The 12787-nt window shown below is 36.6% G+C and carries 14 protein-coding genes; 10 read left to right on the forward strand and 4 right to left on the reverse strand.

The features are described 5' to 3' along the window. Window positions 1–62 precede the first annotated feature (62 nt). Both J2Z26_RS10550 and J2Z26_RS10555 read left to right on the forward strand, forming a co-directional pair. Window positions 63–1592, forward strand: a complete 1530-nt coding sequence (locus tag J2Z26_RS10550) for a phytoene desaturase family protein (protein WP_193539216.1) — start codon at window positions 63–65, stop codon at window positions 1590–1592. Between the two features lie 59 nt (window positions 1593–1651). Further along, on the forward strand, window positions 1652–2758 hold the full coding sequence (locus J2Z26_RS10555; RefSeq protein WP_193539214.1) for a glycosyltransferase: 1107 nt from the start codon (window positions 1652–1654) through the stop codon (window positions 2756–2758). A 199-nt stretch (window positions 2759–2957) separates the two neighbouring features. Here J2Z26_RS10555 and J2Z26_RS10560 read toward each other — a convergent pair whose 3' ends face one another. Further along, the gene (locus tag J2Z26_RS10560) at window positions 2958–3224 is read right to left on the reverse strand and encodes a hypothetical protein (RefSeq protein ID WP_193539212.1); all 267 of its coding nucleotides are present in this window, start codon (window positions 3222–3224) and stop codon (window positions 2958–2960) included. Between the two features lie 139 nt (window positions 3225–3363). Further along, entirely contained in the window at window positions 3364–3489 is a 126-nt protein-coding gene (locus tag J2Z26_RS22285; RefSeq protein WP_264467126.1) for a hypothetical protein, read from the reverse strand. A gap of 306 nt (window positions 3490–3795) precedes the next feature. Here J2Z26_RS22285 and J2Z26_RS10565 point away from each other — a divergent pair, with 306 nt between their 5' ends. Continuing rightward, window positions 3796–4701, forward strand: coding sequence for an ABC transporter ATP-binding protein (locus tag J2Z26_RS10565; protein ID WP_193539210.1), 906 nt, complete (start codon window positions 3796–3798; stop codon window positions 4699–4701). Between the two features lie 4 nt (window positions 4702–4705). Beyond that, window positions 4706–5662, forward strand: a complete 957-nt coding sequence (locus J2Z26_RS10570; protein ID WP_193539209.1) for an ABC transporter permease — start codon at window positions 4706–4708, stop codon at window positions 5660–5662. 89 nt (window positions 5663–5751) lie between these two features. Here J2Z26_RS10570 and trmL read toward each other — a convergent pair whose 3' ends face one another. Next, window positions 5752–6222, reverse strand: coding sequence for a tRNA (uridine(34)/cytosine(34)/5-carboxymethylaminomethyluridine(34)-2'-O)-methyltransferase TrmL (gene trmL / locus J2Z26_RS10575; RefSeq protein WP_193539208.1), 471 nt, complete (start codon window positions 6220–6222; stop codon window positions 5752–5754). 244 nt (window positions 6223–6466) lie between these two features. Between trmL and J2Z26_RS10580 the strand changes: the two genes are divergently transcribed. From J2Z26_RS10580 to J2Z26_RS10590, 3 genes are all read left to right on the forward strand, one after another. Then, on the forward strand, window positions 6467–6976 hold the full coding sequence (locus J2Z26_RS10580) for a hypothetical protein (RefSeq protein ID WP_193539207.1): 510 nt from the start codon (window positions 6467–6469) through the stop codon (window positions 6974–6976). Window positions 6977–7026: 50 nt separating this feature from the next. Then, window positions 7027–7611, forward strand: a complete 585-nt coding sequence (locus J2Z26_RS10585) for an AAA family ATPase (protein ID WP_193539206.1) — start codon at window positions 7027–7029, stop codon at window positions 7609–7611. Window positions 7612–7810: 199 nt separating this feature from the next. Next, window positions 7811–8398, forward strand: a complete 588-nt coding sequence (locus tag J2Z26_RS10590) for a cell wall hydrolase (RefSeq protein ID WP_193539205.1) — start codon at window positions 7811–7813, stop codon at window positions 8396–8398. A gap of 72 nt (window positions 8399–8470) precedes the next feature. Here J2Z26_RS10590 and J2Z26_RS10595 read toward each other — a convergent pair whose 3' ends face one another. Beyond that, window positions 8471–9013, reverse strand: a complete 543-nt coding sequence (locus J2Z26_RS10595) for a GbsR/MarR family transcriptional regulator (RefSeq protein WP_406565568.1) — start codon at window positions 9011–9013, stop codon at window positions 8471–8473. A 258-nt stretch (window positions 9014–9271) separates the two neighbouring features. Here J2Z26_RS10595 and proV point away from each other — a divergent pair, with 258 nt between their 5' ends. From proV to J2Z26_RS10610, 3 genes are read left to right on the forward strand one after another with little or no spacing between them, the layout of a single operon-like run. After that, entirely contained in the window at window positions 9272–10513 is a 1242-nt protein-coding gene (proV, locus tag J2Z26_RS10600) for a glycine betaine/L-proline ABC transporter ATP-binding protein ProV (RefSeq protein WP_193539204.1), read from the forward strand. Between the two features lies 1 nt (window position 10514). Next, window positions 10515–11363, forward strand: a complete 849-nt coding sequence (locus tag J2Z26_RS10605) for an ABC transporter permease (RefSeq protein ID WP_193539203.1) — start codon at window positions 10515–10517, stop codon at window positions 11361–11363. Further along, a complete protein-coding gene (locus J2Z26_RS10610) occupies window positions 11363–12253 on the forward strand; it encodes a glycine betaine ABC transporter substrate-binding protein (protein WP_193539202.1) in 891 nt (296 codons plus the stop codon). Before J2Z26_RS10605 ends, J2Z26_RS10610 begins: the two co-directional genes overlap by 1 nt. Window positions 12254–12787: the final 534 nt, after the last annotated feature.

Below are 12787 nucleotides of genomic sequence, written 5' to 3' on the forward strand. Positions count from 1 at the left end.
CCATTACTTTTAGGACTTGTTAAGAATGAAGCAGAATATTTTTTGGAAGCGAGTGAATTTACATGAAGAAGAAGGTGATTGTCGTTGGGGCGGGTGTAGCAGGGCTTGCCAGTGCCATAAGGCTGCAGCATGAAGGCTATCAGGTAGAAATATATGAAAAAGGTTTAACACCCGGAGGAAAAATGAATCGTATTGAACTGGACGGGGGGTACACATTTGATTTGGGGCCAAGCATCGTTATGATGCCAGAATTATATCGGGAACTATTTGAACTATGCGGCCGCGACCCTGATGATTACATTCCAATGGAAAAATTGGACCCAATTTATCGGGCTTATTTCAGTGATATTCCCGACAAGCCTTTTGATATCTCCTCTGACCTTACAGAATTAACAAAGACAATTGAATCAATTAGCGAAGAGGACACGGCAGGTTTTTTTCAATATTTGCATGAAATTTACAAACGATTTGTAATTGCAAAGCATTACGTACTTCAAAGACCTTTTCGCAAAAGGACTGATTTTTATAACCTTCCGATGTTGAAGAAAGCATTGAAACTGAAACCTTATGACACTGCAGATGCGTTTATAGGAAAATATATTAAGAATGAACGGCTGAAACAGTTGATCAGTTTTCAAACGTTATACATAGGTATTTCCCCTCTTAAAAGTCCTTCTTTTTACACCATGATTCCTATGATTCAATTTTTATATGGAGTATGGTTTATAAAAGGCGGAATGTATACGATGGCTTTGGCCATGGAGAGGCTTTTTGGGGAACTTGGAGGAACCATTCACTATGGCAAGGATGTGCAGGAGATAGCCATTCACAATTGCAAAGCGGAAGGGATTGTTGTGGATGGACAGAAAATCTCTTCGGATTATGTTGTTTGTAATGCAGACTTTCCATATGCGATGAAGCACTTGGTAAATGACAAAACTTCCAAAGGAAAATATACCGATAAGAAAATCGACAGCATGAAATACTCTTGTTCATGTTTTCTGTTATATCTCGGTATGGACCGGAAATATGAAGAAATTGACCATGTACATAATTTTATTTTCAACGAAAACCTAGATCAGAATCTTAAAGATATTTTTGATGGGAAGAAACTGACGAATGCCTCTTTCTATGTATATATCGCTTCAAAAATGGATCCTTCCCTTGCGCCTGAGGGAAAGGATGGTTTGTATATACTAATGCCCGTATCAGATATAGCTACAGCAAACTATAAATGGGACGAGGATACCATTTCTTATTATCGAGGTTACATTTTAAATGAATTAAAGAAAATCCGTGGTTTTGAAAACATTGAAGATGAGATTGTCACCGAAACGCATACAACACCATTGGATTTTAGGTCGAAATTCAATGCTTATAATGGCGCCACGTTTGGTCTGCAGCCAATCCTGAAACAAAGCAACCACTATCGTCCGCAAAGCAAGGCGAGCCATTGTGAAAATTTGTACTTTACCGGAAGCAGTACACATCCCGGCGCCGGTGTCCCAATCGTGCTATTATCAGCCAGAATAACAGCACAGGAACTGATACAAGACGATACGGGCAATTTGTTTGATTACTCAGTAAGATAAAGACTTTTCAGGGATCATAAAAGCTGTGTGCTTACACACAGCGGAAGGAGGCAGGTTTTATGTCTGCTGTAGAAGTGATTAATCTCGCGATTGGATTTGTAGCAGTTGTGATTGGCTTCATCATGTTCTGGTCTTTGCCGGTTCCTGTTTTTTCCTCCAGACCTACGGCTGGTCTTCCGTTTCTGTCCATCATTATTCCAGCTAGGAATGAAGAAGGCAGGATCTCACCGTTATTGCAATCATTGCAGGAGCAGCGTTTCAGACAATTTGAAATTCTGGTTGTTGATGACGATTCATCCGACAATACTGTGGCTATCGCGGAAAGCTATGGTGCAAAGGTTCTGCAGAATGCAGGGGCAGGAAAATCATCAGCCTGCTGGCATGGTGCCGAACATGCCAAAGGGGGCTGGTTATTATTTTTAGATGCAGATACGAGATTCACCAGTGTGGATGGGTTAAGCAATCTGCTGCATTTCTATCAGGGAAAGGGAGCCAAAGGCATTACAGCATTACAGCCATTTCATACAGTTGAGCGCTTGTATGAACACATCTCCGTTATATTCAACATCATCGTCGTGGTAGGGATGAATCTATTTACGATTTGGGGATCGCGGTTTAAAACCGCTGGTTCGTTCGGTCCATGCATTCTATGTAATCGAGATGATTACTTTTTGTCTGGAGGGCATAAAAAAATCGAAGGAGCCATCATGGATGATCTGGCACTGGGAGAGGCATTTCTTGAACATGATCTACCGGTTCGCTGCCTGGGCGGCAAAGGAATTATGTCTTTGCGCATGTACCCAGAAGGCGTGGGAAGCCTGATCGAGGGCTGGTGCAAAAGTTTTGCCGTCGGTTCCAAGTCAACTCATCCCGTTGTCATGCTGATGGTTATCTTCTGGATTTCCGGCAGTTTCATTGCTGCGGGAGCATTGGTCTCTTCCATTATTGAATGGAACCCTGCCGCAATGCTGTTCAGTGGAATATTGTATATCTTATATACGATTCAAACGGCATGGTTTGCCAGCAGGGTCGGTAATTTCAGATGGGCAGTTTTCCCTTTTTATCCGATATTGTTTTTGTTTTTCGTAGGGATCTATCTGTATTCCTTCATCAGGGTGAATATTTTCCATTCTGTGAGTTGGAAGGGTCGTAAAATTAAGGTCTGAACATCCATAATTCTTGCGTGAGCGATCGTCGATTTTGCACAGGGTCATAAAATATCTAAGAGAGAAGCGCGGGGATGGATCCAGGACTTCTTTACATGTAGGGCAAAGAACTAGAACAGTGCCCATTGTAAATTGTGCAATATTTGAGCAAGATTTATAGCTAAAAAAAAAGCAAGATGGAGAATAGGTCCATAATGCTTTAATCTTCTGTTTTTGGTTTATACATCTTTGTTTTTACTAATCCAAGGCATTTTCGAACAATTTCTCTTATATCAATCTGTCCTTTTACGAGCTCATATTCTGTCTCAAATCGATCCCTATCATAAGGGAATTGTTCACCGCTCTTATCAGTGATTAGGTAATCTCCAGGAAGTCCCTTCAATGTACCATTTGATGTTTCAACTGTGATAGATCTGTTAAGCTTCACAGCCTCAACAATAATGGGTTTTTTTCTATACTTTGGCATGGGTGCCAACCTCCTTTACAATAATAGGCTATGCCAAAAGGAGCGAGTATGTATAGGCTATAGCTTGAATATATAGTATTTAAAAATGGCGTTTTTAAAAGGCAGGAATAATTCCTGCCTTTTAATCATTCCTTTTCAATTACTTTCTTTTTTGGCTCTTCATTTTATTCATTTCAAGTTCAGCTGCATATTCTTCTTGTGATTTTCCTTGCTTCTGACTTTCAGATTGAATTTTTCTGAACTTATTATCATTTAGATTCGGCATGAATACACCTCCTTTTGAACATAGATATTTTGTACTAAGGTAGGAGTATTATTCTTTTATCAAATCTTAATTTTTGTATTAGACAATTATTTAGTATAAGAATTACTTTATTTCCAAAATGCGATAAATAAAGTAGTGATTAAGATTTTTTTGCATGAGATAACAGAGTACCTAGAATCCAAAAACAAAATTATGAAACCAAATGGGAGGTTAGACGTAAGCATACATAGGTGAAAAATAGTAGATTGATAACATGGAAGGGGCTTTGACACATATCTACAAAAAATGAAAAATAGGAGGCAGATGATGAAACCGGTTCTTACGTTAGATAACGTCAAAAAGACGATAAAAGGAAAGAACATTATTAAGGGGATTAGTTTTACGGTTGAAGAAGGAGAGGTTTTTGGTTTCTTGGGACCAAACGGAGCAGGGAAAACAACGACCATTCGAATGATTGTTGGTTTAATGGGAATTACAGAAGGAGATATCGTTGTTTGTGGTAAAAGTATAAAAAAGGATTTCGAAGGAGCAGTCAGTAATATCGGTGCGATTGTGGAAAATCCGGAAATGTATAAGTTTTTAACAGGGTATCAAAATCTTCTACAATATGCTCGAATGCATAATGCAATAACAAATGAAAAAATTAATGAAGTGGTTGAGCTTGTAGGCTTAAAGGATAGAATACATGATAAAGTAAGAACTTATTCACTTGGTATGAGACAGCGCCTTGGTTTAGCGCAATGTTTATTACATAATCCAAAGCTCTTAATCTTGGATGAGCCAACGAATGGATTGGATCCTGCAGGAATTAGAGAGATTAGAGACCATTTGCGCATGCTTACTCGAGAAAAGGGATTGAGTGTGATTGTATCTAGTCATTTATTATCTGAAATGGAAATGATGTGTGATCGAATTGCCATTATTCAAAATGGTAGTTTAGTTGATGTACAGGAGGTACGTAATTTTATTCAAAATGATCAATTAATACATACGTTTGAAACTGGAAATCTCGGAGATGCTGCACACTGGTTAAAAGAAGAATATAACGCAACAATTTTAGAGAAGGGTTTTACGATTGAGGTTGGTAAAGCTGATATTCCGGCTCTCATGAAGAAATTAATACATTCCGATGTAGACGTTTATAGCGCAACGCCAGTTTCAAAATCATTAGAGGATCGCTTCTTAGAGATAACAGCGGAAAAGGGGGAATAGAGCATTGGGTAAATTAATCATAAATGAATGGGTGAAAATTTTTAGAAGACCTGGTACGTATGTCATGATTGGGATAGTAGTTCTTTTCATTCTCGCTTTTGCTGGAATTAATAAATATGAAGAGTCAAAATCAGCACCAATCAATAACCCCAATTGGAAGCAGGAGTTAGAAACGCAGATAGCAAGTGATAAACAAGCTTTAAGTGAGATGGGCAAAACAAACTCAAATTTAAAAATGTTTTATGAGCGCGAAATTGCGATTAAAGAATACCAGCTTGAACATGACATGGCTCCACAAATGGAAAGTCATGTGTGGTCATTTGTTACCAATGCACAGGCAGCCATAAGCTTTGCGGGATTATTTACGATAATAATTGCAGCAGGTATCGTTGCTTCCGAGTTCTCCTGGGGTACGGTGAAATTACTTTTAATCAGACCTCTAAGTCGCTCGAAAATACTATTATCAAAATATCTCACAGTTGGCTTGTTTGGTTTACTTTTACTTTCGATAATTTACATACTTTCAACTCTGGTTGGACTTTTGCTGTTTGGTATGCCATCAAGTGAAGTACCTCATCTAGCCTATGTAAACGGAGAGGTGGTTGAACGAAATATTGCATTCCACTTAATAGGGCAATATTTCTTAGGCTCAATTGATATTTTAATGATTGGAACTATGGCGTTCATGATTTCAGCAGTTTTCCGAAACAGTTCTCTTGCGATTGGTATCTCATTGTTCCTCATGTTCATGGGTGGAACAGCTACCATGCTACTTGCAAGTAAATTTGAATGGACAAAATATATCTTATTTGCTAACACCAACCTGACAGTTTACTTTGACGGTGTGCCACCAATAGAAGGAATGACACTTACTTTCTCCATCATTATTTTAATCATTTACTTCGTTGTATTTCATTTACTTGCTTTTAGTGTGTTTAGTAAAAGAGATGTTGCTGCATAGGCTAGCGTGGGAGCCAGAGTGAGTGGATACAAAAAGCTATTCATAGTAAGAGCAAATTGAACAAAAACTCTTCCAAGACGGAAGAGTTTTTACTTTAAATTTGGATAACTCTGCTGCCTCAAAGCCTCATACACAAGTATAGCAGCTGTATTAGAAAGATTTAGAGAACGGACGTTATCATTCATTGGTATTCTTAAAAAGTGATCTTTGTTTTGATCTAGTAAATCTTTTGGTAAACCCGTTGTTTCTTTTCCAAACATAAAATAATGTTCCTTTGAAACATCACTGAAATCAAAATCTGAATATGTTTTTTTTCCAAATGTTTCAATATAGTAAAACTGACCTTGATTTTTTGAAAAGAATTCATCCAATGAGTCATAGTATGTGATATTTACAAACTTCCAGTAATCTAACCCTGCTCTTTTTATCATTTCTTCATCAGTTGAAAAGCCAATTGGTCGAATTAAATGTAAGTTTGAATCTGTTGCGGCACAAGTACGTGCAATATTTCCAGTATTGGCTGGGATTTCAGGTTGATATAGTACAACATGGATTGCCAAGAATGTCACCTCTGTCTTCATTTTACCCTATAGATTATAGCATATAGATTGTAAAGAAATGTACTTAGGTCACGTTTAAAGATTCCTATAAGAAGGAGAAATGACTTATTAAATGGAACTTATTGGGTAAATGTGTAATGATAGATTTAAATTATTTGAATAAGACAGTACATAAAGATATTAAGTGGGTGGTCAAATGTCGTTAATGACCAGATACTCCGTTCAGTCTTAAGGGGGAGCAAAATTGACAAAAAAAAGAAAGTTGCTATTTAGAGTTTCAATAGGTTTGAATCTATTACTCTTGGGATTTGCAGCCTGGGGAATGATAAAAATGAACTTTGTAAAGGAGCAAGTTCTTGTTAATGAAGTACAAAGAAATTTAGTGGAATTAGAAGGTTTGATTTCCCATCAGATTAGGAATAATTGGTCTGATCCTAACTTGGTCACAAGTGAATTAGGGGATGTGTTAAGCGGAATTTGGCTTGGGATGACGACTGGACAGCAGTTAGGCATGCTTTCAAAGGATGACAAAGAGATTCTAGAAGATTTATATTACAAATTATATCAATATCCTAGGGATGAATTATATAGCTTCGCTGATTTAACAGATGAGGATAAAAAGAACTTTGAAGACCTACGGAATAAACTTCGTGAAGTGGGGTTAGGACTGAATATTACTATAAGTGCCAATATTAATTCCTTTATTGGCCAAGCAGAGGCATTAGTTGAAAAAATCGAATCACCATTAGATTAGTAGGTACTTAATGTTTGTTTAGTTCAGAATGGAAAGGTCGGTGTTTCTTATTGATTATTTGGGTTAACGGGGCGTTTGGGTCAGGGAAAACACAAACTTCCTATGAATTACATAGAAGAATCCCTAATTCATGTGTATATGATCCTGAAAACGTAGGATTTTATATAAATAAGAATGTTCCTAAAGAAATTCAAAAGGCAGATTTTCAAGATTATCCAATTTGGCGAGAAATAAATTACACAATGTTAAAAAACATAAATTCTGAATACAAAGGAATAATCATTGTGCCTATGACAATTGTAAATCCTGTGTATTTCGACGAGATTATTGTTAAATTAAGAAATGACGGTGTTACGGTTAACCACTTTGTCTTGTGGGCATCTAAGGAAACCTTAAAAAAGAGATTACGAAGCAGGGGAGAATGTAAAAATTCATGGGCATACAACCAAATTGATAGATGTATGCAAGGCTTAAATGAAGAAATCTTTCAGCGACTAATTGACACTAATCATATGACGATTGATAGTGTTGTAGAAACAATAGCATCAGAGGTAGGTATCACTTTACTTCCTGATAACCGAAACATATTCAAAAAGAAATTCGATCGTATAACAACTCAATTAAAACAAATTTAAATATGTTTTTAGAAAACCCAACATAGGATGGCCTTAGTTTTAATTTTATGTTCGGAAGATCTTGTAACTATGTAAGTAATCTTTGTAACACTCCTGTTATAATACGACCAATAATTTACTAAGGTTTTGGTTAACAATCCTTGTTACCCTATTTATAGGCCTTGTCTGCGAGAGAAAAACATAACAGGAGGTATTTAGGATGAACATAATTATTCATTTCATCATTGTATTTACAATGGGATTCGCCCTTAACGGTCCAGTCAGTCTTAACGGAAATGAAACAAGACTAGACAATATAACTAAAAAGTCATTAAAGGAATTACATGAACAAGATAAATCGGGAAAAGAAATGCCCACATACCAGTTCTTAACAGAAGAATTATCAAATCAGCATCTTAATATGGAAGAATCAAAAAAACAAGATGTTATAGTTACAGTTGAAGAAAAGGAATTACTTGCACGTCTCGTAACAGCTGAAGCTAAAGGAGAGCCGTATGCAGGAAAAGTAGCAGTAGCAGAAGTGGTATTAAATAGAGTTGAAGACGAGCGGTTTCCGGATTCCGTTAAGGAAGTAATATACGAAAAAAATGCGTTTCAACCTGTACAAAATAATTCAATTCAACAACCTGCTGATTCAACTTCAGTAAAGGCAGTTGAAGATGCTTTGATTGAAAAAGAGCATGAGACAGAGGCATTGTTTTTTTATAATCCTGAAACAGCCTCAGATAATTGGATAAGAGATAGAAAAATAATCCAACAAATTGGAAACCACGTCTTTGCATTATAAAGACCTCTTTCTTCAATTAAAAGAACTCCTCTAAATAGAGGAGTTCTTTTAGTTGATAAAACCAGATATAAACTAATCCTTCTTGTTGTCAATTGGAATGAAATTTAGAATGTCTTTTGTCTCAAAACTGTCGATCAGCCTATTTTGCCATTCGTAATACTCGAGTCTATCTTCTAGTTTTTTAATATCTATAATTGCTTGCTCACGGATGTCTTCGGAAGTTTTCGGGTCATTAGCTAGTTCTTGTAATTTTGTAATGGATTTTTCCATCGCACTGGTATTGGTCGTTATAGCTGTTCGCCATTTGATGGTGAAAAAGTCAAAAAAGCACTGATACCAGTCTTCTTTAATCGTATATAAATCCTTCCTTTCACCCTTTACCCAAACCTTTTCCACCATATTTAATTCAAGTAAGCTTCTAACCGAAGTACTCATACTCGTCTTACTCATACCTAGCTCTTCTTTCATATCATCCAGTGTAAGTGGTTTATCTGAGAAAAAAAGGAGACCGTATAGCCGTCCAGCTGAGGGGGTAATTCCATATAGGTTCATATTTTGGGCAAGTGCATCTATAACCATATTTCTGGTTCTCATTAAAGCTTCAGTGTCTTTCAACTATTCCACATCCTATATAAGTAGTTTTCACTATCTTAGATACTAGACTACATATTCCTTAAAGAAATGTAAAGTATGCATAAATTATGGAAATTGGAGGAAAAAAGAGCATTTGTAAGCAATTATGCCATTAACTTCGTACAGTTATTTCTGTACGTACAATACAAACGATAAACACGGAATATACAGTTTGAACTATAAATGATAATAAGGATATAATTAAAAAGTCCAAAGTGACAAATTGAATGAGGTGAAAGAATGAATGAAAATTATATAAAGATTAAAGTCAGTGATGTGACCAAAATTTTTGGTAAGTCATCCAAGAAGGCTTTACAGTTACTTAAGGAAGGTAAATCCAAAGAGCAGATTTTAAAGGAAACCGGTTCAACAGTGGGTGTAAATCGAGCATCCTTTGAAGTAAATGCTGGAGAAATATTCGTTATCATGGGTTTATCAGGTAGTGGAAAGTCTACCTTAGTTCGATTACTTAACCGACTTATTGAACCTACAATAGGTCAAGTCCAAATTGATGGTAAAGACGTAGTAAAGATGAACAAAGAAGAGTTAAGGGAAGTAAGAAGAAAGAAAATTAGCATGGTCTTTCAAAAGTTTGCCTTGTTTCCACATAAAACAGTGCTTGAGAATACGGAGTACGGTTTGGAAATCCAAGGTGTTGAAAAAGATATGAGAAGTAAAAAAGCTATAGAATCACTCGAATTAGTAGGGCTAAAAGGATATGAAAATCAATACCCTAGTCAATTAAGTGGTGGAATGCAGCAACGTGTTGGACTAGCGAGAGCACTGGCAAATGATCCTGATATTCTTTTAATGGATGAAGCATTTAGCGCATTAGATCCATTGATTAGAAAAGATATGCAGGATGAGTTGCTAGAGTTACAATCCACGATGGAAAAAACAATCGTATTTATCACACACGATTTAGATGAAGCTCTTCGCATTGGTGACAGGATTGCTCTAATGAAAGATGGTAACATCGTGCAAATAGGAACACCTGAAGAAATATTAATGAATCCTTCAAATGAATATGTTGAGAGATTCGTAGAAGACGTTGATCTTTCAAAGGTACTTACTGCACATCATGTTATGAAGCGAGCGGAAACAGTGCAAGTGGATAAAGGTCCGCGTGTCGCACTTAAATTAATGAAGGATTTAGGTATCTCTTCAATCTATGTTGTGGATAAGCAGCAAATTCTACTAGGTGCAATTACCGCAAAAGATGCTTCAAAGGCTGCAGAAGAAAATCAGTCAATAAGTGCCTTCTTAGACAAGGATATAAATGTGGTTGGAACAGATACTTTATTAATTGACTTATTTGATAAAGTTTCATCAGCTAATATTCCAGTTGCAGTGACAGATGAGAACAACCGATTAAAAGGTATCCTAATTAAAGGTGCAGTAATTGGTGCACTAACAGGTAACGAGCAATATATAAATGAGGTTGCCGTGCCTGAAGCAGCAACAGCTAAGGAGGTGATGTAAGATGGAAGGAATTTTACCAAGACTTCCCTTAGCAGATTGGATCGATGTGTTAGTTGATTGGATGACTGCAACCTTTGGTGGATTATTTGATGGTATATCTACTGGTCTTAAATTCTTTGTTGAAGGAATCGTCACAAGTTTGGCCATTGTACCTTCTATTCTATTAATTGTTCTTGTAAGCTTACTAGCTTGGAAGGTTTGTAATTGGAGAATTGGTGTATTTGCATTACTCGGTTTATTTCTAATTGATAATTTAGGGTATTGGGAAGAAATGCTAGAAACACTGTCGCTTGTTTTGACTGCAGTTTTGATCTCAATCATGATTGGGATTCCAGTTGGCATATGGGCATCACAAAGTGAACGAGTAAGACAGGTGGTTACACCTATTCTTGATTTCATGCAAACTATGCCAGCTTTCGTATACTTACTGCCAGCAATCTTCTTTTTTAGTATTGGAGTGGTACCAGGGGTTATTGCATCTGTTATTTTTGCAATGCCACCAACGATCCGTTTAACTGTACTAGGAATTAAACAGGTACCAGCAGATTTAATTGAGGCATCAGAAGCATTTGGCTCTACAACAAAACAAAGACTTTTAAAGGTGCAGCTACCACTAGCTATGCCAACGATTATGGCAGGAATTAATCAAAGTATCATGCTAGCTTTATCAATGGTAGTAATTGCATCCATGGTTGGGGCTCCTGGACTCGGTACAGAGGTTTATCGTGCCGTGACACAGATTAAAACAGGTGTTGGGTTTGAAGCTGGTCTAGCAATAGTGGTAATTGCTATTTTACTAGACCGCATCACACAAAATATAGGTAAGAAAAAACAAGGGGGAACAGTGTAATGTTAAAAAAATTAGTAGGCGTCACATCAGCATTAGCACTAACATTTGGTTTAGCAGCCTGTGGAGGAGAGCAAACAGGAGGTTCAGCTGGAACTGTCGGTGAACAGGTTGATTACAAAATTGTAGGAATTGACCCAGGTGCAGGATTAATGAATTTAACGATCAATAATGTTTTACCTGAATATGGTCTTGATGAGTGGGATGTAGTAGAAGGTTCAGGTGCTGCAATGGCAGCGGCTTTGAAAAAAGCATATGACAAAGAAGAACCAATCATTGTAACAGGTTGGAGTCCACACTGGAAGTTTGCAAGCTATGACTTGAAATATTTAGAAGATCCAAAAGGTATCTACGGTGGAGCTGAAGATGTTAACACGATTGTTCGTCAAGGTTTAAATGAGGATCATCCTGATGCTTATAAACTTCTTGATCAATTCAACTGGGAGCCTGAACATATTGAGACAGTTATGAATTTAATTCAAGCAGGTAGTGAACCAGCTGATGCAGCAACACAGTGGGTAAGTGAAAATGGAGATTTAGTTAGTGCTTGGACTAAAGGTGTTAGTGAGGTTGACGGTGCAGAACTTACTATTCTTTATGTAGCATGGGATGATGTTATCGCAAGTTCACATGTTGTAGAAAATGTTCTTGAAAGTGTTGGATACGAAGTAAAATTAGTTCAAGTTGATGCAGGTCCAATGTGGGCTGGTGTTGCAGATGGTAGCGGTGATGCAATGGTAGGTGCATGGTTACCAACAACTCACGCTGACTACTACGCTGAGTACGATGGGAAGTTCGAAGACCTAGGGCCTAACCTTACTGGAACTAAGTTAGGATTAGTTGTACCAGCATACATGGATATTGACTCAATTGAAGATTTAAAAGGGGAATAAATAGTTACCAACGAAAAGATAGCTGAAATAATTAGCTATCTTTTCTTTAATTCTGATTTTTGATACAAAGAGAAGGATTATAAGAGGACTTTTTGTTGACATTTTTTACAAAAAGATATACTTTAAATATATAGAAGATTCATAAATAAGAAGTACTTTAGCATTCTTTCAATAGTATCTATTGACCGGATGAAAAAGTAATATCTTATAAATTTCGAAGATAAGTGTATTTTATACATATTAATATACCAAAAAAGGTAGCCCTTTAAAAAGCTTCAGTGAGGCTAGTTGAAGTGAAACCGACAATTTTAAAAGTTTCAATGATTTTTATATCATTGGTTCTTTGAAGTTGTCGGTTTTTTTTATGTTCAGGTTACTAGAGTTGTCCTAAATTAGGATGACTATAAATATATATAATAGGAGGTGACAAGCTCTCGGTTGTCATAATTGCATAAGAATGGAGAACTCCCTAGTTTTATAAGTTTCTTTATGAATTATGGTTATTTAGTAAATTAATAGATTAATAACAATGAA

Source organism: Cytobacillus luteolus (assembly GCF_017873715.1).
GTDB classification, from domain to species: Bacteria; Bacillota; Bacilli; order Bacillales; family Bacillaceae_L; genus Bacillus_BV; species Bacillus_BV luteola.

Coding starts and splice junctions, on each gene's coding strand:
- J2Z26_RS10565 (WP_193539210.1), top strand. CDS start 3,796: ATGAAACCGGTTCTTACGTTAGATAACGTCAAAAAGACGATAAAAGGA.
- J2Z26_RS10555 (WP_193539214.1), top strand. CDS start 1,652: ATGTCTGCTGTAGAAGTGATTAATCTCGCGATTGGATTTGTAGCAGTT.
- J2Z26_RS10590 (WP_193539205.1), top strand. CDS start 7,811: ATGAACATAATTATTCATTTCATCATTGTATTTACAATGGGATTCGCC.
- J2Z26_RS10610 (WP_193539202.1), top strand. CDS start 11,363: ATGTTAAAAAAATTAGTAGGCGTCACATCAGCATTAGCACTAACATTT.
- J2Z26_RS10605 (WP_193539203.1), top strand. CDS start 10,515: ATGGAAGGAATTTTACCAAGACTTCCCTTAGCAGATTGGATCGATGTG.
- J2Z26_RS10560 (WP_193539212.1), bottom strand. CDS start 3,224: ATGCCAAAGTATAGAAAAAAACCCATTATTGTTGAGGCTGTGAAGCTT.
- J2Z26_RS10550 (WP_193539216.1), top strand. CDS start 63: ATGAAGAAGAAGGTGATTGTCGTTGGGGCGGGTGTAGCAGGGCTTGCC.
- proV (WP_193539204.1), top strand. CDS start 9,272: ATGAATGAAAATTATATAAAGATTAAAGTCAGTGATGTGACCAAAATT.
- J2Z26_RS22285 (WP_264467126.1), bottom strand. CDS start 3,489: ATGCCGAATCTAAATGATAATAAGTTCAGAAAAATTCAATCTGAAAGT.